At 45.6% G+C, this 20,023-nt stretch carries 28 protein-coding genes and 1 pseudogene; 19 read left to right on the forward strand and 10 right to left on the reverse strand.

Annotated elements, in window-relative coordinates; all coding sequences use genetic code 11:
* Nucleotides 1–35 precede the first annotated feature (35 nt).
* From AC1RRX_RS12115 to AC1RRX_RS12125, 3 genes are all read left to right on the forward strand, one after another.
* Nucleotides 36–293, forward strand: coding sequence for a YpbS family protein (locus tag AC1RRX_RS12115; protein ID WP_032866470.1), 258 nt, complete (start codon nucleotides 36–38; stop codon nucleotides 291–293).
* A 76-nt stretch (nucleotides 294–369) separates the two neighbouring features.
* Nucleotides 370–513 carry a hypothetical protein gene (locus AC1RRX_RS12120; protein WP_003153570.1) on the forward strand — a complete coding sequence of 48 codons (144 nt, stop codon included), beginning with the start codon at nucleotides 370–372 and terminating at the stop codon, nucleotides 511–513.
* Between the two features lie 94 nt (nucleotides 514–607).
* The gene (locus tag AC1RRX_RS12125; protein ID WP_014418167.1) at nucleotides 608–1,495 is read left to right on the forward strand and encodes a 5'-3' exonuclease; all 888 of its coding nucleotides are present in this window, start codon (nucleotides 608–610) and stop codon (nucleotides 1,493–1,495) included.
* 5 nt (nucleotides 1,496–1,500) lie between these two features.
* Here AC1RRX_RS12125 and sspL read toward each other — a convergent pair whose 3' ends face one another.
* The 3 genes from sspL to AC1RRX_RS12140 are packed head-to-tail and all read right to left on the reverse strand — an operon-like array spanning nucleotide 1,501 to nucleotide 2,760.
* On the reverse strand, nucleotides 1,501–1,629 hold the full coding sequence (gene sspL, locus AC1RRX_RS12130; protein ID WP_003153575.1) for a small, acid-soluble spore protein L: 129 nt from the start codon (nucleotides 1,627–1,629) through the stop codon (nucleotides 1,501–1,503).
* A gap of 51 nt (nucleotides 1,630–1,680) precedes the next feature.
* Nucleotides 1,681–2,073, reverse strand: coding sequence for a reverse transcriptase-like protein (locus tag AC1RRX_RS12135; RefSeq protein WP_015240064.1), 393 nt, complete (start codon nucleotides 2,071–2,073; stop codon nucleotides 1,681–1,683).
* Between the two features lie 6 nt (nucleotides 2,074–2,079).
* On the reverse strand, nucleotides 2,080–2,760 hold the full coding sequence (locus AC1RRX_RS12140; protein ID WP_012117815.1) for a queuosine precursor transporter: 681 nt from the start codon (nucleotides 2,758–2,760) through the stop codon (nucleotides 2,080–2,082).
* A gap of 81 nt (nucleotides 2,761–2,841) precedes the next feature.
* On the opposite strand from AC1RRX_RS12140, the gene AC1RRX_RS12145 reads away from it, so the two are divergent.
* Both AC1RRX_RS12145 and AC1RRX_RS12150 read left to right on the forward strand, forming a co-directional pair.
* Entirely contained in the window at nucleotides 2,842–3,513 is a 672-nt protein-coding gene (locus AC1RRX_RS12145) for a ribonuclease H family protein (protein ID WP_061582157.1), read from the forward strand.
* 2 nt (nucleotides 3,514–3,515) lie between these two features.
* Nucleotides 3,516–3,698, forward strand: coding sequence for a zinc-finger domain-containing protein (locus AC1RRX_RS12150; protein ID WP_015240062.1), 183 nt, complete (start codon nucleotides 3,516–3,518; stop codon nucleotides 3,696–3,698).
* A 26-nt stretch (nucleotides 3,699–3,724) separates the two neighbouring features.
* Here the strand turns inward: AC1RRX_RS12150 and AC1RRX_RS12155 are convergent, their stop codons facing one another.
* On the reverse strand, nucleotides 3,725–3,982 hold the full coding sequence (locus AC1RRX_RS12155) for a DUF2564 family protein (protein ID WP_007409519.1): 258 nt from the start codon (nucleotides 3,980–3,982) through the stop codon (nucleotides 3,725–3,727).
* A gap of 162 nt (nucleotides 3,983–4,144) precedes the next feature.
* Between AC1RRX_RS12155 and AC1RRX_RS12160 the strand changes: the two genes are divergently transcribed.
* On the forward strand, nucleotides 4,145–4,360 hold the full coding sequence (locus tag AC1RRX_RS12160) for a hypothetical protein (RefSeq protein ID WP_144464462.1): 216 nt from the start codon (nucleotides 4,145–4,147) through the stop codon (nucleotides 4,358–4,360).
* Between the two features lie 16 nt (nucleotides 4,361–4,376).
* On the opposite strand, the gene cspD is transcribed toward AC1RRX_RS12160, so the two are convergent.
* The 4 genes and pseudogenes from cspD to metA all read right to left on the reverse strand — a co-directional run bounded on the left by cspD (nucleotide 4,377) and on the right by metA (nucleotide 7,070).
* The gene (cspD, locus tag AC1RRX_RS12165) at nucleotides 4,377–4,577 is read right to left on the reverse strand and encodes a cold-shock protein CspD (protein WP_003153604.1); all 201 of its coding nucleotides are present in this window, start codon (nucleotides 4,575–4,577) and stop codon (nucleotides 4,377–4,379) included.
* A 15-nt stretch (nucleotides 4,578–4,592) separates the two neighbouring features.
* A pseudogene (locus AC1RRX_RS12170) lies at nucleotides 4,593–4,704 on the reverse strand (hypothetical protein); the annotation flags it as partial.
* A 93-nt stretch (nucleotides 4,705–4,797) separates the two neighbouring features.
* Complete coding sequence (locus AC1RRX_RS12175; protein ID WP_007409520.1) at nucleotides 4,798–5,940, reverse strand: diglucosyl diacylglycerol synthase; 1,143 nt, start codon at nucleotides 5,938–5,940, stop codon at nucleotides 4,798–4,800.
* Nucleotides 5,941–6,164: 224 nt separating this feature from the next.
* A complete protein-coding gene (gene metA / locus AC1RRX_RS12180) occupies nucleotides 6,165–7,070 on the reverse strand; it encodes a homoserine O-acetyltransferase MetA (protein WP_003153608.1) in 906 nt (301 codons plus the stop codon).
* Nucleotides 7,071–7,353: 283 nt separating this feature from the next.
* On the opposite strand from metA, the gene AC1RRX_RS12185 reads away from it, so the two are divergent.
* The 10 genes from AC1RRX_RS12185 (at nucleotide 7,354) to AC1RRX_RS12230 (ending at nucleotide 15,805) form a co-directional block, all read left to right on the forward strand.
* Nucleotides 7,354–7,836 carry a glutathione peroxidase gene (locus AC1RRX_RS12185; RefSeq protein ID WP_061582158.1) on the forward strand — a complete coding sequence of 161 codons (483 nt, stop codon included), beginning with the start codon at nucleotides 7,354–7,356 and terminating at the stop codon, nucleotides 7,834–7,836.
* A gap of 11 nt (nucleotides 7,837–7,847) precedes the next feature.
* Nucleotides 7,848–8,456: an HD domain-containing protein gene (locus tag AC1RRX_RS12190; RefSeq protein ID WP_061582159.1), complete on the forward strand. Its 609-nt coding sequence runs from the start codon at nucleotides 7,848–7,850 to the stop codon at nucleotides 8,454–8,456.
* A gap of 68 nt (nucleotides 8,457–8,524) precedes the next feature.
* A complete protein-coding gene (locus tag AC1RRX_RS12195) occupies nucleotides 8,525–9,658 on the forward strand; it encodes a conserved virulence factor C family protein (RefSeq protein WP_061582160.1) in 1,134 nt (377 codons plus the stop codon).
* Between the two features lie 252 nt (nucleotides 9,659–9,910).
* Nucleotides 9,911–11,587, forward strand: a complete 1,677-nt coding sequence (gene ilvD / locus AC1RRX_RS12200; RefSeq protein ID WP_007409524.1) for a dihydroxy-acid dehydratase — start codon at nucleotides 9,911–9,913, stop codon at nucleotides 11,585–11,587.
* A gap of 81 nt (nucleotides 11,588–11,668) precedes the next feature.
* Nucleotides 11,669–12,103, forward strand: a complete 435-nt coding sequence (locus AC1RRX_RS12205; protein WP_003153619.1) for a BrxA/BrxB family bacilliredoxin — start codon at nucleotides 11,669–11,671, stop codon at nucleotides 12,101–12,103.
* A 39-nt stretch (nucleotides 12,104–12,142) separates the two neighbouring features.
* Nucleotides 12,143–12,913, forward strand: coding sequence for a class I SAM-dependent methyltransferase (locus AC1RRX_RS12210; protein ID WP_032870018.1), 771 nt, complete (start codon nucleotides 12,143–12,145; stop codon nucleotides 12,911–12,913).
* 262 nt (nucleotides 12,914–13,175) lie between these two features.
* A complete protein-coding gene (locus tag AC1RRX_RS12215; RefSeq protein ID WP_061582162.1) occupies nucleotides 13,176–13,784 on the forward strand; it encodes a YpjP family protein in 609 nt (202 codons plus the stop codon).
* 99 nt (nucleotides 13,785–13,883) lie between these two features.
* Complete coding sequence (locus AC1RRX_RS12220; RefSeq protein ID WP_061582163.1) at nucleotides 13,884–14,678, forward strand: thymidylate synthase; 795 nt, start codon at nucleotides 13,884–13,886, stop codon at nucleotides 14,676–14,678.
* On the forward strand, nucleotides 14,675–15,160 hold the full coding sequence (locus AC1RRX_RS12225) for a dihydrofolate reductase (RefSeq protein WP_007409527.1): 486 nt from the start codon (nucleotides 14,675–14,677) through the stop codon (nucleotides 15,158–15,160). The genes AC1RRX_RS12220 and AC1RRX_RS12225 overlap by 4 nt, the downstream gene beginning before the upstream one ends.
* Nucleotides 15,161–15,181: 21 nt before the next feature.
* On the forward strand, nucleotides 15,182–15,805 hold the full coding sequence (locus AC1RRX_RS12230) for a lysophospholipid acyltransferase family protein (protein ID WP_144464460.1): 624 nt from the start codon (nucleotides 15,182–15,184) through the stop codon (nucleotides 15,803–15,805).
* Between the two features lie 39 nt (nucleotides 15,806–15,844).
* On the opposite strand, the gene trhA is transcribed toward AC1RRX_RS12230, so the two are convergent.
* Together trhA and AC1RRX_RS12240 are read right to left on the reverse strand one after the other, a co-directional pair.
* Nucleotides 15,845–16,483 carry a PAQR family membrane homeostasis protein TrhA gene (gene trhA / locus AC1RRX_RS12235; RefSeq protein WP_007409529.1) on the reverse strand — a complete coding sequence of 213 codons (639 nt, stop codon included), beginning with the start codon at nucleotides 16,481–16,483 and terminating at the stop codon, nucleotides 15,845–15,847.
* Nucleotides 16,484–16,499: 16 nt separating this feature from the next.
* Entirely contained in the window at nucleotides 16,500–17,492 is a 993-nt protein-coding gene (locus AC1RRX_RS12240) for a sigma-54-dependent transcriptional regulator (protein ID WP_144464458.1), read from the reverse strand.
* Nucleotides 17,493–17,676: 184 nt separating this feature from the next.
* On the opposite strand from AC1RRX_RS12240, the gene ilvA reads away from it, so the two are divergent.
* The 3 genes from ilvA to AC1RRX_RS12255 all read left to right on the forward strand — a co-directional run bounded on the left by ilvA (nucleotide 17,677) and on the right by AC1RRX_RS12255 (nucleotide 19,970).
* On the forward strand, nucleotides 17,677–18,945 hold the full coding sequence (gene ilvA / locus AC1RRX_RS12245; RefSeq protein ID WP_014418155.1) for a threonine ammonia-lyase IlvA: 1,269 nt from the start codon (nucleotides 17,677–17,679) through the stop codon (nucleotides 18,943–18,945).
* A gap of 92 nt (nucleotides 18,946–19,037) precedes the next feature.
* A complete protein-coding gene (locus tag AC1RRX_RS12250) occupies nucleotides 19,038–19,289 on the forward strand; it encodes a DUF2535 family protein (RefSeq protein ID WP_007409532.1) in 252 nt (83 codons plus the stop codon).
* Nucleotides 19,290–19,388: 99 nt separating this feature from the next.
* Complete coding sequence (locus AC1RRX_RS12255; RefSeq protein ID WP_099566858.1) at nucleotides 19,389–19,970, forward strand: SCO family protein; 582 nt, start codon at nucleotides 19,389–19,391, stop codon at nucleotides 19,968–19,970.
* Nucleotides 19,971–20,023: the final 53 nt, after the last annotated feature.

Genomic DNA, 20,023 nt, shown 5'->3' on the forward strand with positions numbered 1-20,023 from the left:
AGACTAAAATGAAAAAAAGCGAGATGAAACCTTTTATGTCAGAAGTCCATAAAGCAATTTCAGCACATTCCGCAAAACAGCATCAGCACGTCAAAACATTTGTACAGCTTGATTATGAGCGTGAACAGGCCATTGAAGAAGCCATTGTAAAATGCAGACAGAATAAACCGTTCACGACAGATGCCATCAATGGCATCACCGCAAAAATGAACCAGCTGGCGAAAAGGGGCATCGTGCCGCAAAGACAATTCGTAAGTGAAGAGATGGTGAAAGAATTCGTCAGCAGACAGTAATGGATGAACCTGCCGCGTGTGTCATCAGCGCTTGCTGTACATACTATCCGTATCTTCTCTAAAGGGGGATATGACCATGGGCAGAACAAAACTGGGAAACAGAAATGCTCAGCAGAATAACAATGCCAAAAAGAAAAACGGCTTCGGACAGAAATTTGATTCTTATGCCGGCCGTGAAGCTGAAAAGCTGATGGCAAGCAATAAAAGACACGGTGAGTAAACGTGACGGCAGCATCTTCCAAATGGGGGGATGCTGTTTTTTTACCGCCTTCTTTGGTAAAATAGGAACATTGAATAAAAAGGAGTTTCGATATATGAATAATAAATTACTGCTCGTTGACGGCATGGCGCTTTTGTTCCGCTCGTTTTTCGCGACGGCCGTTCATCGCAATTTTATGATAAATGAAAACGGAATTCCCACAAACGGCGTCAACGGTTTTTTAAAGCATCTTATTACGGCTGTTGATACGTTTCAGCCCACACATGTCGTCTGCTGCTGGGATATGGGAAGCAAAACGTACCGCAATGATTTGTTTCAAGATTATAAGGCCAACAGAAGCGAACCGCCGCTAGAGCTGATTCCGCAATTTGATCTAGCGAAAGAAGCAGCGCGAGAGCTCGGTTTTTTAAACATCGGCATAAAAGGCTATGAGGCGGATGACTGTATCGGTACGCTTTCTGCCCTATTTTCCGGGGAAGCGGAAATTACGATTGTAACGGGTGATAAAGATCTGCTTCAATTGCTGAATCATCAAGTTCAAGTAGCGCTGCTGCAAAAGGGTATCGGCAATTATAAGGTATATACAGATGAGATATTCAGAGAAGAAACGGGAGTTCCGCCAAAAGCGCTGATTGACATTAAGGCGCTGATGGGAGACACGAGCGATAACTATCCCGGCGTTAAAGGGATCGGGGAAAAAACGGCGTACAAGCTGATCCGTGAATACCAAAACATAGACCGGTTATTAGAAAGCCTCGCTCTCTTGCCGAAGGGCCAGCAAACGAAAATTCAGCAAAGCTTGAAAGAATTGGAGCTGTCAAGGCAGCTTGCTGAAATACATTGCGAGGTGCCGTTAGTCTGTACGCTTGAAGAAGCGCTTTTTTCATTAAAGATGGAAGAGGCGGCATTAATGCTCAGACGTCATCAGATAAAAGGAATTGAAAGGATGCTCGAAAAGCTGAACGCCAGAGAGATCAGCTGATCCCTCTAGCGTTTTGTATTGCTTTTTTTTGCGTTGTTTTCAAGGGCTGATTTCGGGTCTTTATGCGCATTTCCTTCCATATTTCCCTGAGGATTCACGCCCCCGGTCAGCCGGCCTTTATTTTCTTTTCTCATAGCTGTTCACCTCATTTGTAGGATGAACAGTGAGACGCAATTTCATTCCGGTTATTTATTCAGCCGAATCGCTTTTTTTGCGAGCTGATCGGCTGTTTGGTTTTGTCTGCCGGGAATCCACTTAATGAAAAACAATGGAAATTCGGCCTTTAAGCGGATGATTTCGTCAACAAACGGCTGGAAAGCCTTGTTTTTAACCGCTTCAAGATCTGCGGCCCGCTCCACGATATCCGAATCCGTCCGGAATGACACGGACTCAAATCCGCGGGCGGCACACAGCTTCATTCCTTCAATTAAAGCGAGAAATTCAGCTTCCTGATTTGAATGGTCGCCGATCGGAATTGAGAAAGATTCTGTTTCCCCGTCATGTTTAATAAAAATACCGATACCGGACGGGCCCGGGTTTCCGGCGCTTGCACCGTCTACATAAATTTCAGCGGGCATCATCCGTCACTCTCCATTCGGTGTCATTCGTTTTGCCGCATACGCATAAGGGACAGAAATGAGTGATACCGCAAATTTAATCAGGTAAGTTGAAATGAAGATGCTGAACCATACTCCCGCGGAATAAACGCCGATAAAGGCCACGGCAGTGAAGATAAATGTATCCAGCAGCTGGCTGAGCGCCGTGCTTCCGCTGTTTCTGAGCCAGAGAAGCCTGTCTGAAGGAAAGATTCTCCGTATGGCTGAATATACATAAACATCTATCGTTTGGCTGAAAATAAAAGCCAAGAGGCTTCCGAGCGCAACACGCGGCAGAAAACCGAAAATCGTCTCAAGGGCAGGCTGTGCGATATCTGACGCAGCCGGTTTATATAAAAGAGCCCCCTGCATGGCGCATGTCAAAGCGAGCAGAGTGGAAAACCCGAGCCAGACGGCTTTGCGCGCTTCCCTGGGACCGTATTTTTCATTCAGCACATCCGTTGCGAAGAAAACGGTGCCGTACATGATATTTCCCAGTGTCGCCGTAAGCCCGAACAGCTCGACTGTTTTGACAACCTGCAAGTTGGCGCACACCGTGGCGAAACCGATCCATACGAATAGGCCCGTTTTGCCAAATCCTTTATAAAACAGAAGAACAATGATAAAATGAATGACCGCAAATAAGATCCATAACACATCGTTAAACAAAACCTGCTGACTTCCTTTCAATTTGAGAATGGTTTGATTATAGCACACGCCCGTCAACTAATGAATGGTAAGGTGATTTCAATGAATCTTAAGCCGTATATCGAAATAGAAGCAAAAGGAACAGGCCCTGTCGCGTTTTTTTCCGAAGATTGGCTGACCGTTCCGAAAGCGCGCATGCTTGCAAGAGAAGTCAGCCGCTTTCCTTATATAAAAGACATTTATTTTGAGGATGAAAAAGGCGCAACCTGGACGCTTAAAGAATTAGAAAAGCTTACTGAAGAGCTTGCGCACGAACCTGACGACATTACAGTGTATTTCGACGGCGGTTTTGACAAAACAAGCGGACGCGCCGGACTCGGAATTGTCGTGTATTATTCTCTCGGCGGCAAGCGGCACCGCATACGGAAAAACAAAAGCTTAACGCTTCAGACGAACAATGAAGCGGAATATGCCGCTTTGTACGAAGCGCTTAAGGAAGTACAGGAACTTGGCGCAAGCAGAAATTCAATCACGATAAGAGGGGATTCCCTCGTCGTTTTACATCAGCTTGACGGCAGCTGGCCGTGTTATGATGAAACGCAAAACGAATGGCTGGATAAAATTGAAGCGCTGCTCGAATCCTTAAAGCTGACACCGACATATGAAGCCGTAAACCGAAAGGAAAATCAAGAAGCGGATGACCTTGCCAGAAAAATTCTCTCGGACCGGCAGATTGAAAGCCGCATAACATTAGAAGGTAACGGAGATGACTGATATTGGATAAAAAAAGCATTTATAAAGAATTGACAGAGCTTCAGGATGAATATTGCAAAGACTGTTTCGTAAAAAAGCATTTCCGCAAAGAGTTTGGAAAAAATCACGCTCATTCTTTCTGCATCAACCAATGCACAGTGGGGGAGAAGCTGAAAGCCTACGGCAAGGAGCTGACAAATCAATAAAAAATAAAACCGCAGCTTCTGCGGTTTTATTTTTCGAATTCATCAAGCTGATGCTGGCAATCGTCGAGAAGCATTCGCTGCTTTTGCAGAAAATCCTGGTCGAGAGCCTGCAGTTCACTGGATTGTGACATCGTTCTGGCATCCTGAATCGCCTGGTATGCAGATTCCACCAAAGTTGAATTTTGGCCCCGGGTAGCCGCTCCCGTTGTTTTCTGGGCCGTTTCCACCGCTAATTCAAGCTGGCGTTTATCCGTCAGTCCGTTTGGAAAAAATTCAGAGTCCATTAAAAAACACCTCCGCAAATAGTTTGGAGATTTTTTTTTAGAAATATGTACGGAAAATAGAAAAAAATATAGAAAATAAGCCGATATAACTATTGAACCTGATTAATTAGGGCTTATTTACTATTATTCAGGGTATCTTGGGAGAGAAGGGAAAAACCAGCCGTGAATGATAAAGATTTAAAAACAATCCTTCAGCAGACATTTAAAGAGATATACGGTGATTTGGGAAGTTTAGCGGAAATGGCAAAAAAAGGAATGCCGTCAATGGAGAAACAAATTGAAGAGATCGAGCAGCGCTGCAAGCAGAATCTTGTCGCAATTGAGATTCAGATGACAAATAGAGGAGAGGCATACGCCTCTCCTCTATTTGTCATCTGATCAACATGTATTGAGTTTAGAGTTTTACAACATTAGAAGCTTGAGGTCCACGATTACCTTCGACAATTTCAAAAGAAACTTCTTGTCCTTCTTCTAATGATTTGTATCCTTCTCCTTCGATAGCAGTGAAGTGAACAAATACGTCGTCTCCGCCTTCAACTTCGATGAAGCCGAATCCTTTTTCGTTATTGAACCATTTTACTTTACCGTTTTGCATATTGCTTAATTCCTCCTAGTACTGTAGCACCTTCGTGCTAAAAAAAATTTTGTCATCATCCAACCGTACGTATGTAAACGTTGTTAAATGATGGTTCAACTATACACCATATGGGAGCGGACGTCAAGCGGCCGCTCCCTATTTTTTATCTTTATTTTTCCAGTAACAAAGCTTAACCGAAAAAAACAAAAAGCACACGAATCGTTCGTGTGCTTTTCTTTTACGATAATGCCATATCCGCCTTCCCGGCCATCATTTCAGATTCTTTTATAATGTCCTGCAAAATGACTTCAGAAGAGTTGGGGAGGTGAAGGCTTTTAATATTGTCCTTCATCCGGTTCAGCTTCTCCTCATCCGCAAGAAGGGAGGTGACAGACTCTAAAATTTCTTCGTGGCGGTTGACCACGACAGCCGCACCGCGATCTTCAAAGAAAATGGCGTTTTCTTTTTCCTGCCCGGGAACTGGTTTGTACAAAATAACGGGTACTCCGATCGCCGTCGCTTCCGTCAGTGTGATGCCGCCCGGTTTCGTGATCATGCAGTCCGTAATACGGAACAGCTCGTCAATTCTTTCTACATAGCCCAGAACTTTCAGCCGGTCGGCATTGTCACCTTCCAAGCTGCTGAGGGATTCTTTCAGCGAGCTGTTTTTGCCGCATACCACCACAACCTGCACCTGATCGTCATGAACGAGATTTTCGCACAGTTCTTTTACGTTTTTCAGCACACCATGCGCTCCCGCCATAATAAGAAGAACTTTTTTGTCGGGAGAGAGATTGTATTTTTTATAAATCGGCTCTTTCGGCATTGATTCCTCGAATTGAGGCCTGATGGGAATGCCCGTGATCTTTACGTTGTTCGGGTGAGTGCCGATTTCAATCAGTTTTTCCTTCACGTAATCTGTGGCGACATAATATTTATCAACATTTTCATGAACCCAGATTTTGTGAAGGCAGAAATCGGTCATAACGTTGAACGTCGGGATCACTTTTCCGGTTCTCCGTCTGTATTCCGGTACGACAATCATCGGAAATGTATTGATAATAATGTCCGGCTTATGCTCTTCGACGAGCTGGCCTAAACGTTTATTTCCCATTTTAAAATAAATATTGAATTTGCGTTTATTATAGATTTTGTCAACTCCGTAATAAAACAAACGATAAAACTGTTTCCCGATTGAGAAGCTTTTTAAATAAAGGTATTGAGTAACCTCTGAAACAATCGGATTTGACTCTTGATACAAATTGGAAACCGTCACATCTAAGCCGAGACGCAGACACTGTTCGTAGAGCGTTTTGGCCACTTGAACATGCCCGTTTCCGTAATTTGCAGTCAAAATTAATACTTTTTTATTGGTATTCAAGTAAATTCACCTCAATGTAATCAACAACAAGCAAGCTTCATGCATCGTAAGGAGTTATTGTCTATAGATAAACATAACACAAGTGCATCATTTTATAATAAGCGCGGCAACATATTTAAACTAAATTTAATTGATATGTTCCATTATTTTAAAGTTTTGTTATACGCATACTGAATCAAGAGTATTTTATCATATTTTTGTCACCGTATCACTCAAAACAAAAATTAATCCCATTCATACGGGGTTTCCTGATATACGTAATAATTCAGCCAATTCATAAACAATAACGTTGCATGAGCTTTCCAGCGGTTAACAGGTTCTTTCCCGCCGGGCGCAAAATAGTGCTTAGGAGCTTCTACGTTTGAAAGATTTCTCTCTATGTCTCTCTCATACTCCTGAAGTAGCGTATCGGTATCATATTCCGGATGACCCGTTAAGAAAATCTGTTTTTCGTCTTTTGAAACGATTAAACAGACCCCCGCTTCCTCTGAAACGCTGAGCACATCCAGATCCGAAGCCGATTGCAGCTGCTCCGTATTAATATCTGTATGCCGTGAGTGGGGCACATAGTATAGCTCGTCAAATCCTCTTACCAATCTCTCATGTTTTTTAAGAACGGTATGCTCAAACACACCGAAGATTTTTTTCGGCAGCTCCACTTTCTCAATGCCGTAATGATAGTATAAACCGGCTTGAGCGCCCCAGCAGATATGGAGGGTTGAAGTGACATTCGTTTTGCTCCATTCCATGATTTCCTTCAATTCTTCCCAGTAAGAAACATCTTCAAACGGCAGGTGCTCAATCGGAGCCCCGGTAATAATCATTCCGTCAAACCGTTTGTGGCGGATGCTGGAAAAATCCGTATAAAACTCATCCAGATGCTGCCTTGCCGTATTTTTTGGAGTATGTGTGCTCGGAATTAAGAACGTAAAGTGAACTTGTAAAGGTGAATTCCCAAGCATCCTGAGGAGCTGGGTTTCCGTTTGGATTTTTTTCGGCATCAGATTTAAAATCACGATCTTCTGCGGCCGGATATCCTGATGAAAAGCCCGGCTTTCATCCATTACAAAGATGTGTTCACTTTCAAGCACCTGCTTAGCGGGCAGGTGATTTGGTATATTAATAGGCAACATGCCACCTCCGTTATTCCCCGTTAATTTTCTTCATTATAGAAATTTTTAAGCCATTTTTCAATCCATCCCGGCGTAATAAACCGCATTTAACGCATAATGACAGGGATAAAAGCGGCAAATGGGCATAAATTCGGAGCGGCTCTTTATTATGACGGGTAAAGAGCCGTTTGGTTCCTCGAAAAAAACGTTTTCCGTTAAGTGGAAGGAAAAAGCGGTTGCCGTTTGTTTTGCAGTGTAAAACAGGTAAAATAAATGAAGAATGTAAAAAGGAGGGCCGCAGATGACAATTTACGATATAAACGTACGGACCATAACAGGCGAAGACATGACGCTATCGGCTTACAGAGGCAAGGTGATGATCATTGTGAATACAGCAAGCAAATGCGGATTCACATCCCAGCTCAAGCAGCTTCAGGAGCTCTATGATACATATCGGGAGGAAGGTCTTGAAATATTGGGATTTCCCTGCAACCAATTCATGAACCAAGAACCTGGAAACGAAGCGGAAATTCAAGAGTTCTGTGTGAAAAACTACGGAGTCACATTCCCGATGTTTGCGAAAGTTGATGTCAATGGAGCAGACGCTCATCCTCTCTTCACATATCTGACGGAACAGGCGAAGGGGATGCTCGGCACAAAAGCGGTCAAATGGAATTTCACTAAGTTTATCGTGGACCGAAACGGTGAAGTCACCGGGCGTTTTTCACCGAACGTCAACCCAAAAGAGCTTGAAGATACGGTGCAGAGGCTTTTGGCCCAATAAGGGATGATACGGTGAACGAAAAAGAGCAGCTGGAAAGCGTCAGGAATTGGGTCAGAGACAAGCTTATCAATGAACGAACGGGCCATGACTGGCTTCATATTTCCCGCGTCGCAACACTTTCTGTTTATATGGCAAAAGAAGAAGGCGCCGACTTATTTATCACTGAGACGGCCGCGCTGGTTCATGATCTGATTGACGCCAAGCTCGAAAAAAGCGAAAGGCTGACGGCAGGCGAAGTGACAGAACGGCTGGCTGCTTTCAACATCGCGGCTGGCTCCATTCAGGAGATCACGGATATTATCACGAGAATGTCATTCAGACACAGGGAACTGCTGATAAAGCGGCCGCTTTCATTGGAGGGGAAAGTTGTTCAGGATGCAGACATGCTTGATGCGATCGGCGCAGCGGGCATCGGCAGGGCTTTTATGTTTGCCGGGGCGAAGGGTCATCCGATGTACGGAACTCAAACAAGTGTGCTGGCCCATATAGAGGATAAATTAATCAAGCTTAAAGGCTTAATGAATACAAAAGCGGGGGCCGGTTTAGCAGAGGAGCGGCATCAATTTCTTTTACAGTTCGCCGCCCGTATCCAAAAAGAGGCCGGCATTTGCAAAAGCTAAGCGGCGCAATAGAACGCTTGTGCCGACTATGTTAGAATAAGTGTCAGATTGCGCATAGGAGGACCAATATGAAGATTAAATCAATAGAACCGACGCCGAGTCCGAACACGATGAAAGTGATTTTGACTGAAGAGCTTCCGGCAGGGAAAAGCAACAATTACAAGCCCGATCAGGCAGATGATGCTCCGGTTGTCGTACGTGATATTTTAAACATTGAAGGAGTAAAGGGCGTTTATCACGTTGCCGATTTCCTGGCTGTGGAGAGAAACGCACGTTTTGACTGGAAGGAAATTCTGCCTCAGGTCCGTTCCGCTTTCGGAATGGAATATACGGAGCAGTCTGAGAGCCGTTCTGAACAGGAATCGTTCGGTGAAGTGAAGGTTTTCGTACAAATGTTCAGCGGAATCCCGATGCAGGTCAAATTGACGGACGGCGAACGTGAAGAACGCTTCGGCCTTCCGGAACGTTTCCAAGAAGCCATTTTAAAGCTGCGTTCCGAAGCTTCAAATGTTGTATTTGAGCGGACTTGGAAAGAACAAGGCGTGCGCTTCGGGGATTTTACCGAAATCGGACACGATGTCACAGAAGAGCTTCAGGCCGCCTACAGTGATGAGCGGCTCAAACGTCTGACAGAAGCAGCCGCACAGCAAAAGGGTGAGGCCAGACCGGCAGTGCAGCGGAAAGCTTATAAAGTGACACTGGACATGCTTGATGATGAAGACTGGAAACAGCGCTATGCCCATCTTGAGCAAATGGATCCGGATGAAGACGATTTACCAGTATTGGAAAAGGCGCTGCATGATCCGAAGACTTCGATCAGAAGACAAGCCGTCGTTTATTTGGGAATGATCGAAAAGCCGTCTGTGCTTCCGCTGTTATACAAAGCGCTTGAAGACAAAACGGTGACGGTCAGAAGGACGGCGGGTGACTGTCTGTCGGATCTCGGCGATGCGAGCGCCATCCCGGCCATGATAAAATCGCTCAGTGACTCAAGTAAGCTCGTGCGCTGGCGCGCGGCCATGTTTTTATATGAAGTCGGCGATGAAAGCGCGCTGGAAGCATTAAAAGCGGCGGAAGACGATCCGGAATTCGAAGTCAGCCTGCAAGTCAAAATGGCGATTGAACGGATTGAGCACGGAGAAGAGGCGAAAGGTTCAGTCTGGAAACAGATGACTGAAAGCAGAAAAAAAGAACAGTTATAACAAAAAGGTGCGCCATGCACCTTTTTTATTTGAATTCACTTTTTATAAAAATTATTTAGAATATTGTTGAAAAATGATTCAAAACTCTATATAGTAAGTACAATATTAATTGTTGGAGGGTTTTTATCGAAATACAGAAAGAATAGAAAAGCGAGACAGGGCAAAGACACTGTAAAATTTGCAGAACGCGCCCTAGAATAAACTGAAAATTTTAAAAATAGTGCACAGTCTAAAAACAGTAGGGGGATCACCATGGCAGAATTACGCAGCAACATGATCACACAGGGAATTGACAGAGCGCCGCACCGCAGCCTTCTTCGCGCTGCCGGCGTAAAAGAAGAGGACTTCGGCAAGCCGTTTATCGCGGTCTGTAATTCATACATCGATATCGTTCCCGGGCATGTTCACCTGCAGGAATTTGGAAAAATCGTAAAAGAAGCAATCAGGGAAGCGGGCGGTGTGCCTTTTGAATTTAACACGATCGGAGTAGATGACGGAATCGCAATGGGGCATATCGGCATGAGATATTCGCTGCCGAGCCGCGAAATCATTGCCGATTCAGTTGAAACGGTCGTCTCGGCGCACTGGTTTGACGGAATGGTCTGCATTCCGAACTGCGACAAAATTACGCCGGGAATGCTGATGGCGGCTATGCGGATTAATATTCCGACCATTTTTGTCAGCGGGGGGCCGATGGCAGCCGGCCGCACAAGCGACGGCCGCAAAATTTCGCTTTCTTCAGTATTTGAAGGCGTCGGCGCATATCAAGCCGGGAAAATCGGTGAAAGCGACCTGCAGGAGCTGGAACAGTTCGGCTGCCCGACGTGCGGATCTTGTTCGGGCATGTTTACGGCAAACTCCATGAACTGTCTGTCTGAAGCGCTCGGTCTGGCGCTTCCGGGCAACGGAACAATTCTTGCAACTTCACCGGAAAGAAGAGAGTTTGTGAGAAAATCAGCGGCCCAATTGATGGAGACCATCAAAAAAGACATTAAGCCGCGCGATATCGTCACCGAAAAAGCGATTGACAACGCATTTGCGTTAGACATGGCTCTCGGCGGCTCAACCAACACAGTGCTACATACGCTTGCGCTTGCCAATGAAGCTGGGGTTGAGTACTCTTTAGAACGCATTAACGAAGTGGCTGAACGAGTGCCTCACTTATCGAAATTGGCGCCGGCCTCGGACGTCTTCATTGAAGATCTGCACGAAGCGGGCGGAGTCTCGGCGGCCCTTAATGAATTAGCGAAAAAAGAAGGGGCGCTTCATCTTGACGCGCTGACTGTAACAGGCCGCACACTCGGAGAAACAATTGCGGGTCATGAAGTAAAGGATTATGACGTGATTCATCCGCTTGACAATCCGTTTACCGAAAAAGGCGGTTTGGCCGTCCTGTTTGGGAATCTGGCTCCGGACGGCGCCATTATCAAAACAGGCGGCGTACAGGACGGGATTACAAGACATGAAGGTCCCGCTGTCGTCTTTGATTCCCAGGATGCCGCGCTTGAAGGCATTATAAACCGCAAAGTAAAAGAAGGAGATGTTGTCATTATCCGTTATGAAGGGCCAAAGGGCGGCCCGGGCATGCCGGAGATGCTCGCTCCGACGTCTCAGATTGTCGGAATGGGGCTTGGCCCGAAAGTGGCGCTTATTACAGACGGCCGTTTTTCAGGAGCGTCCCGGGGCCTTTCAATCGGGCACGTATCGCCTGAAGCGGCTGAAGGCGGCCCGCTCGCATTCGTAGAAAACGGTGACCATGTCATCGTTGACATAGAAAAACGGATTTTGGACGTACAAGTGCCTGAAGAAGAATGGGAAAAACGCAAGGCCGAATGGAAAGGCTTCGAGCCGAAAGTAAAAACAGGATATCTGGCCCGGTATTCCAAACTCGTAACAAGCGCCAATACGGGCGGAATCATGAAAATATAAAACAGAGGCCTGAACAATTGAATTCCGGCCCCCTCTATAGTATCCTTGACTTCATATAAGGATTTTAGAGGGGGCTTTTTTATGTCAATGGCTTATGAAGAATATATGCGCCAGCTGGTCGTGCCGATGCGCCGTGAGCTGACGGGTGCGGGTTTTCAGGAATTAACGACTGCTGAAGAAGTAGAAAGCTTTATGGAACAGGCAGAGGGCACGACATTGGTCGTTGTCAACTCCGTGTGCGGCTGTGCAGCAGGTCTTGCCCGTCCGGCTGCGACTCAGGCTGTTTTACAGCATGAAAAAGCGCCTGATCATACGGTTACCGTATTTGCCGGTCAAGATAAAGACGCAACTGCAAAAATGCGTGAATATTTTACGGGGCAGGAACCTTCCTCGCCTTCAATGGCGCTGTTAAAAGGTAAAGAGGTCGTTCATTTTATTCCCCGCCACGAAATCGAAGGGCATGACATGGAGGAAATTATGAAAAATCTGACGGATGCCTTCGATGCGCACTGCTGAAATGCCCGAATTCCGGGCATTTTCTTTTTGGAGAAAAAGATGATCACAACGAGTTACAGACCAAGCGAATATACGATACACACAGCGCAGTCGCTCAGTGTCAAGCTGGGTGACACTTACTGCAGCCGCAATAAACAGCCCATTGAAAAAATGCTGGAACGAGCGGCTAGCGATCTTTTAGTCATCGGAAAGGAACGGTTCGAACTTTACACGAAGCAAGGGGAGAAGTTCTTTTTTCACCCGAATACAGCGATGTTCCGCGCAAAGCGGTTTTTGAGAGGGGAAGCCGAGCCGTTGTTAAAAGCAGCCGGATTACGCGAAGGGGATTCCTTTTTAGATTGTACGCTCGGCCTGGCATCCGATGCGATTTTGGCAAGCCTGGCAGTCGGAAAAAGCGGACAAGTCATCGGCCTGGAGAAAAACAAGCTTGTCTCATTGCTTGTTGAAACAGGACTTCAAACGTGGGAAACCGGAATGGAGCAGCTCCAAACCGCCATGAAACGCATTCAGGTCAAACATGCCGACTGCGCCGATTATTTGCGGGAGCTTCCTGATTCATCGGTAGATGTCATTTATTTTGACCCGATGTTTCACGAACCTGTTGAAACGTCAGACGGCATTGCACCGCTCCGCGCGCTGGCAGAAGAGGGTTTTAACGAAGAGTGCATCACGCAAGCCGTCCGGGCGGCGAAAAAATGCGTAGTGCTTAAAGACCATTGGAAAAGCCCGCGGTTTGAACGATACGGCTTCAAGGTGCTGAAAAGAAAGACGGCGCTTTTCCACTTCGGTGTCATCCATGTGAGCTCATGATATCATGGGCTTCTTTTTCGTTAATCAGTGATTTCCATAACGACAAAATAAAGCAGCGTGAGAAGTGATACTGTCGCAAATAAAGCGTTAATCATCTCATCCCCTCCTTTTTCTCCTTCTTATTGTAAGCGGTTTATCCGCTCGGTCACAGTTACCAATTTCCCATATTGCATGATAATACGCTGCCGGACATGACGCCGCGCTTTCATCTATGCTAAAATAAAGGAAAAGAGGACAATAAAACAGAGGGGAACAATCTGTCATGAAATTGTGGATGAAAAAGACCCTTGTGGTTCTGTTTACCATTGTAACGTTCGGACTCGTGTCTCCTCCGGCTGCTTTGATGACAGACAAGCCTTCAGGACAGTCGAGCAGTCTTGAGCAGAATGATTACACCGCTTTTTATGATGAACACGCCCTGCCGGGAGAAGAGAAGGCAGGGCGGGAGCCTGAATTACTGTTTCAATCGTATCAGCAGCAGCTTCTCGGTGATGCTGAAAATCAATCATTTTTAAAATTCGGCAACAAAATCTCTCCGGTCATTGAAGATGATTACAGAAGTGAAATTCTGCCGAAAATCGAAGATGTGATCACAGGACATTTAGCCAAGTTTCAAGATGATGAAGCGTATCAGGATGTGGTTATTTCCAGCAAACCGTCGGCCGGAAAAACTGAAAAAATTTTTCATGTGTATAACAGGCTGACGGGTGAAGATCTTTTAAGGTTCCACGTCCGCCGGGATCATCCTCCGCAAGACGGCTACTGGTTTAATTTTCATTACCATACCGCTGAAGACGGATTTCAATCACATCATGAGCTCGGTAGCATTTACTGGGACCGCAATACGCCGCCTGACTGGATGAGCGTGTAATAGCGAGAAGAAATAAAAAAATCATTTCTGAGAAATTTTGCAGAAATGATTTTTTATTGTGTTACACTACTAAAAGACTACTTTAAAAGGATGAAAAAAATGAAACAATATAAAGATTTGTGCCGTCATGTGTTAGAAAACGGAGAAAAAAAAGGAGACCGTACGGGAACGGGTACGATCAGCACGTTCGGCTACCAAATGCGGTTTAACCTTCAGAAAGGTTTCCCGATGCTTACGACGAAAAAGCTCCATTTTAAGTCCATCGCGCATGAGCTGCTTTGGTTTTTAAAAGGAGATACGAATGTCCGCTACCTTCAGGAAAACGGAGTCCGCATCTGGAACGAATGGGCGGATGAAAACGGAGAACTCGGACCGGTTTACGGTTCTCAATGGCGTTCGTGGCGCGGAGCGGACGGCGAGACCATTGATCAAATCTCCCGGCTGATTCATGACATCAAGACAAACCCGAATTCCAGACGTTTAATCGTCAGCGCCTGGAATGTCGGCGAAATTGATCATATGGCGCTTCCGCCTTGCCACTGCCTGTTTCAGTTTTATGTCGCGGACGGAAAACTGTCGTGTCAGCTTTATCAGCGCTCAGCGGATGTCTTTCTCGGCGTGCCGTTTAATATTGCGTCTTATGCGCTTTTAACATTGATGATCGCGCATGTGACGGGACTTGAACCAGGTGAGTTTGTTCATACATTCGGAGACGTCCACATTTACCAAAACCATGTGGAGCAGGTGAATCTGCAGCTGACAAGGGATGTCCGTCCGCTGCCGAAACTGCGGTTTGCGCGAAATGTTGATTCTATTTTTGATTTTACGTTTGAAGACTTTATCATTGAGGATTATGACCCGCATCCGCACATAAAAGGAGCTGTCAGCGTATGATTTCGTTTATTTTTGCGATGGATGAAAACCGGCTGATCGGAAAAGATAACGATCTGCCTTGGCACCTTCCCGATGATCTCGCATATTTCAAAAAAGTGACGACGGGCCACACCATTGTAATGGGGCGGAAAACGTTTGAATCAATCGGACGCCCGCTTCCGAACCGGCGTAACATCGTTGTAACCTCACGGGACGAATCTTTATTCCCAGGCTGTATTACCGCCGACTCGGCTGAGGAAGTGCTCAAGCTGATCCCGGCGGATGAAGAATGCTTTGTGATCGGCGGAGCCCAGCTGTACAGTGCGCTCTTTCCTTATGCGGACAGACTCTACATGACAAAAATTCACCATGTCTTTGAAGGAGACCGTTTTTTTCCGGAATTTAATGAAGCTGAATGGGAATTGACATCCCGCAAACAGGGAGTAAAAGATGAAAAAAACCCTTACGATTATGAGTATCTTGTATACGAGAAAAAGAATTGAGTTTAAGCAGGGGGACAAGAATTGATTCGTTACGGCTGCCTTGTGATGTACGTTGTATTTATGTTCATGAAAAATATTCAGGAATATATCAATCAAAAAGAGCTTGACCCGCGGCTTTCTTTTCAAAAACAGATGAGGCTGGTGTATGAGCGGCCGAAAGCCTTTATGAGAGGCTGCATTGACGTGTCGGGATCGGCAATCGGCATTCATCATGATCAGCCGATACCGGACGGCCCCGTATTGTATGTGCATCCCAGATTGCGCCCGGCTGATCTTCTGCTGCTTGCGGGACATCTTGAAGAGCCGGCTGGTTTTATCGCTGGCGAGAAAGCTTTCCGGATGCCGTTTCTCGGAAATTGGCTGCGGCTGATGGGTGTCATTTGTGACGGAGACAGTCGGGATGCCGTGTTTCAGGAGGCGGAAGTCCGTCTGCAAAAAGGGCAAAGCCTGATTCTGTCCAAAGACGGCAAAATCAATCCGGAGGAACTGGCCCTTCGTTTCGATCTCCCGATTGTGCCTGTCAGCACTTCGGGAACAGACCGGCTGCTGCGGGGCAGATTACTGAAACGGCTGAAACCGGCTGACATTGAATTACATATAAAGCCCGCTTATTATCCGGCCGGTCAGAAACGGCTCCGTGCATAAAAAAAGCACAGTCTCTATAGAGAGGCTGTGCTTTTTATTTCAGATAAAGGGGACTTTGACGCAATAAAATAAAATACAGAAAAACATCGAGGCGCTGCCGCCTAAAACAAAACTGTGCCAAATGGCGTGATGATACGGAACCTTTCTCCAAATATAAAATATTGTGCCGGCGGAATACAATAAGCCGCCGAAAAGAAGAAGGCCGAAACCGGGGCCTGACAGCGAAGCGTACAGCGGTTTAATGGCGACGATGATCAGCCAGCCCATCATTAAATAGACAAGCGTTGAAAAAATGATAAACCGCTTCACGAAAAAGATTTTAAACACGATGCCTCCGATGGCAAGCGACCAAACAATAATTAAAAGGGTCAGACCGAGCGCCCCTTTAAGGGGTCCTAATAAAAATGGCGTATATGTTCCGGCTATTAATACGTATATCGCGGAATGATCCACAATCTCAAGAATGTCTTTCGTTTTTTTATGCTGAATGCTGTGCAAAAGAGTCGAGCTGAGATACAGCAGCAGCATTGAAGCGCCGAAGATTGAAAAGCTGACGATGTCTGTCGGCGAGCCGTATTTCACCGCGAAGATAATGAGAAAAATAAGCGCCGGAATCGACAGCAATACACCGATTCCGTGTGTGACGGCATTTGCGATTTCTTCTTTTATTGTGAACAATCAAATGTCCTCCTTTTTAAAGGATTTGCTTTTGCAGTGACTGCAAAAAGCTCAACCCTTCTAATGTAATTTTTGTTCCAGCGCGTCCACGGCCTTTTGTCACATAGTTCATCTTTTCTAAGTAATCAAGCCTGTTTCTGACCTGCTGGGGCGATAATGTCATTGTGCTGTTTTCGCTTAATTCGGATATGCTCCGTCTGCTGGCGGATTCGCCCTTCGTATTTAAGTCTTTAATTGATTCCAAAATAAACAAAAACTCTTCTTTCTCCATCAATGTCAGCCGTTTTTCTTTTTTCTTAGCTGTTTTCGCTTTCTGGCTGTTTTTGATATACAGCGGGACATCATCGGGATAAATCGTGCTGCCGGATGCTGCCGCGGCCATATAGTACGCCGCATTTTGAAGTTCTCTGATGTTGCCGTTAAAGGTGTGCCGCTCAAACAGCGGATAAACGGACGGATCGATATGAATATGCTGCCCCGTGGCTGTCAGCATATGCTGCAAAAGAAGCGGTATATCGCTTTTTCGTTCAGATAAAGCAGGGAGCGGAAGGCATAACACGTGAAGCCTGTAAAATAAATCTTGGCTGAACGTATTTTCCGCGCCGGTATCGCCAAGATCCGCCGTGCTGCTTGCAATGATGCGGGCGGAAAGCCCGGCGTCCAGCTCGGAAAGAAGGCGGGCCTGTACCGAGAGCGGCATGTCTCCGATTTCATATAAGAATAATGTTCCGCGGCTGGCCCTGTTTAATGCGCCTTCAGCGCCGAACAGTTCATATTCGAGCCGCTCTTCGCTTTGGCTGCAGTGAACGGTAATAAATAGTTCGCTGTTTCTGCGGGATTTATGGTGGATCGCTCTGGCCATTTGTTTTTTTCCGGTTCCGACTTCACCTGTTATGAAGACCGGCAAATCAGATAAGGCAAATTGCGAGGCCAATCGTTTTGCTTCTGAAAAGGTGTGATGTTCGCCGGCCAGCTGATAAAAAGGATCAGTTTGTTCAATTACACTCATGAATTGGCTCCTTTTGGTTCTAATTGGTTTAAGTATAACATGTTTATGCCATCGAAAAAATCTTTTTCTCTTGTATCGGTTCATTTATTTTTATTTACAAAATTAAAATAATTATCTTATTATTTGAATATTCATGTTATAATGGCATATTAAATAGGGATTTAAATAAGAAAGGACTCTGTAAATGAAACCGTTGCTTAAAGAAGACTCTCTCATCCAGGTAAAAGACATTTTAAAAGCGCACCAAAACGTAAAGGACGTTGTGATACATACGCCTTTGCAGAGGAATGACAGACTTTCTGAGAGGTATGGCTGCAATATCTATTTGAAAAGAGAAGACCTGCAGGTGGTCAGATCATTTAAGCTCAGAGGGGCTTATAATAAAATGAGGCAGCTCTCAAAAGAGCAGACTGAAAACGGAATTGTATGCGCAAGTGCGGGAAACCATGCGCAGGGGGTTGCGTTTTCATGCAAACACCTCGGCATTCACGGCAAGATTTTTATGCCGTCAACCACACCGAGACAGAAAGTATCCCAAGTGGAACTGTTCGGAAAAGAATTTGTTGAAATCATATTGACGGGTGACACTTTCGATGATGCGTATAAGAGTTCTGCGGAATGCTGTGAAAAAGAAAACCGCACGTTTATTCATCCGTTTGACGATCCCGATGTCATGGCCGGACAGGGAACGGCTGCCATCGAAATTTTAAATGACATTGACGTTGAACCGCATTTTCTTTTTGCAAGCGTAGGGGGAGGAGGACTCCTGTCCGGGCTCGGCACGTACATGAAAAACATCTCGCCGGATACAAAAATCATAGCGGTTGAGCCGAAGGGCGCAGCCTCCTATTTTGAATCGAAAAAAGCCGGACAAGTGGTTGAACTCGAGAAAATTGATAAATTTGTCGATGGGGCGGCCGTAAAAAAAATCGGCGCTGAAACCTTTCAAACGCTCGAAACCGTCGTCGATGACGTTGTGCTTGTCCCGGAAGGAAAAGTGTGCAGCACGATTCTCGAATTATATAATCAATGCGCCATCGTAGCGGAGCCGGCGGGTGCATTGTCCGTGTCAGCACTTGATCTGTACAAGGAAGAGATTAAAGGGAAAAACGTCATCTGCGTGGTCAGCGGAGGGAATAACGACATCGGCAGAATGCAGGAGATGAAGGAGCGCTCCATGATTTATGAGGGGCTGCAGCATTATTTTATTGTTAATTTCCCGCAAAGGGCGGGAGCGCTTCGCGAATACCTTGATGAGGTGCTCGGTCCTGATGATGACATCACCCGGTTTGAATACACGAAAAAAAATAACAAAAGCAGCGGCCCCGCATTGGTCGGCATTGAGCTTAAGCATCGGGAAGATTACGGCGCGCTCATTGCCCGGATGAATCAAAAAGGATTTCATTACGTAGAGGTGAATAAAGATCAGGATCTGTTCCACCTGTTAATCTGACTTTTTTTAGAACGGCCGCGCAAAATGACAGACACGCTTTCTCAGATTGTATATAATAAAAAGAAAACAATCGAAAAAGAAGGATTGATATCTTGTTACTCAAAAGCCTAGAGTTCAAACGACAGGACGGGATTCAGGTAAAAGTGACAGAAATACCGGTTGTCACGGAAGGTGAACATTATTTTTTTCAAATTCATCAGCACCTTGAGCTTTATTTGAGAGAGGTTTTTGCTTCACAAAGTGTGAGAACAGTGTATTCATTCCGACAATATGTCAAGCGCCGTATGAAGTGGAAAGATTACGAGGCCGTTTTCAACCAAGAGATTTTAAAACATAACGCATAACGGTGCATATTCCTTAGCGCCTTCCTTTTGATAAGGGAGGGTGCGGGAATTTTTTTATGATGAATGCTGTAAGCGTTTTATCCATGGGGGGGAATGAAAATGAAAAAAATGAAAATCTTCGCTGCCGTCTTTTGTTTGCTGCTCTTGTGCGCCTGCGGGGGGAAAACGATAAAAGACCCGCTGAACTATCAGATTGAACCGTTTTCATATCAGAACCAAGACGGGAAAACAGTGTCACTGAAAAGCCTGAAGGGGCATGTCTGGATTGCCGATTTTATGTTTACAAATTGTAATACGGTCTGTCCGCCGATGACGGCCCACATGACCGAACTGCAAAAAAAACTGAAGGCTGAGAATCTGGACGTGCGGATTGTGTCGTTCAGTGTAGATCCTGAAAAGGATACGCCGAAACAGCTGAAAGCCTTTGCTTCCAAATATCCGCTTTCGCTTCGCAACTGGGATTTTCTGACCGGTTACAGCCAAAAGGACATTGAAGATTTTGCCCTGAACAGCTTTAAAGCAATCGTCAAAAAGCCGGAGGGAGAGGACCAGGTCATACATAAAACCTCTTTTTATTTAGTCGGACCTGACGGAAAGGTGCTTAAAGATTATGACGGCGTGCAGAAGGTTCCGTATGATGACATCCTCTCAGATGTCAGAGCGGCTGAGGAGCTCAAGTAAACTGGCAGATTAGACATTTTCAAATCTGAAAAAACATGTTACACTTTCCACTA

Source organism: Bacillus sp. GW821-FHT11D08, from assembly GCF_058808515.1.

Coding starts and splice junctions, on each gene's coding strand:
- AC1RRX_RS12115 (WP_032866470.1), top strand. CDS start 36: ATGTCAGAAGTCCATAAAGCAATTTCAGCACATTCCGCAAAACAGCAT.
- AC1RRX_RS12120 (WP_003153570.1), top strand. CDS start 370: ATGGGCAGAACAAAACTGGGAAACAGAAATGCTCAGCAGAATAACAAT.
- AC1RRX_RS12125 (WP_014418167.1), top strand. CDS start 608: ATGAATAATAAATTACTGCTCGTTGACGGCATGGCGCTTTTGTTCCGC.
- sspL (WP_003153575.1), bottom strand. CDS start 1,629: ATGAGAAAAGAAAATAAAGGCCGGCTGACCGGGGGCGTGAATCCTCAG.
- AC1RRX_RS12135 (WP_015240064.1), bottom strand. CDS start 2,073: ATGCCCGCTGAAATTTATGTAGACGGTGCAAGCGCCGGAAACCCGGGC.
- AC1RRX_RS12145 (WP_061582157.1), top strand. CDS start 2,842: ATGAATCTTAAGCCGTATATCGAAATAGAAGCAAAAGGAACAGGCCCT.
- AC1RRX_RS12155 (WP_007409519.1), bottom strand. CDS start 3,982: ATGGACTCTGAATTTTTTCCAAACGGACTGACGGATAAACGCCAGCTT.
- cspD (WP_003153604.1), bottom strand. CDS start 4,577: ATGCAAAACGGTAAAGTAAAATGGTTCAATAACGAAAAAGGATTCGGC.
- AC1RRX_RS12185 (WP_061582158.1), top strand. CDS start 7,354: ATGACAATTTACGATATAAACGTACGGACCATAACAGGCGAAGACATG.
- AC1RRX_RS12195 (WP_061582160.1), top strand. CDS start 8,525: ATGAAGATTAAATCAATAGAACCGACGCCGAGTCCGAACACGATGAAA.
- ilvD (WP_007409524.1), top strand. CDS start 9,911: ATGGCAGAATTACGCAGCAACATGATCACACAGGGAATTGACAGAGCG.
- AC1RRX_RS12205 (WP_003153619.1), top strand. CDS start 11,669: ATGTCAATGGCTTATGAAGAATATATGCGCCAGCTGGTCGTGCCGATG.
- AC1RRX_RS12210 (WP_032870018.1), top strand. CDS start 12,143: ATGATCACAACGAGTTACAGACCAAGCGAATATACGATACACACAGCG.
- AC1RRX_RS12215 (WP_061582162.1), top strand. CDS start 13,176: ATGAAATTGTGGATGAAAAAGACCCTTGTGGTTCTGTTTACCATTGTA.
- AC1RRX_RS12220 (WP_061582163.1), top strand. CDS start 13,884: ATGAAACAATATAAAGATTTGTGCCGTCATGTGTTAGAAAACGGAGAA.
- AC1RRX_RS12225 (WP_007409527.1), top strand. CDS start 14,675: ATGATTTCGTTTATTTTTGCGATGGATGAAAACCGGCTGATCGGAAAA.
- AC1RRX_RS12240 (WP_144464458.1), bottom strand. CDS start 17,492: ATGAGTGTAATTGAACAAACTGATCCTTTTTATCAGCTGGCCGGCGAA.
- ilvA (WP_014418155.1), top strand. CDS start 17,677: ATGAAACCGTTGCTTAAAGAAGACTCTCTCATCCAGGTAAAAGACATT.
- AC1RRX_RS12255 (WP_099566858.1), top strand. CDS start 19,389: ATGAAAAAAATGAAAATCTTCGCTGCCGTCTTTTGTTTGCTGCTCTTG.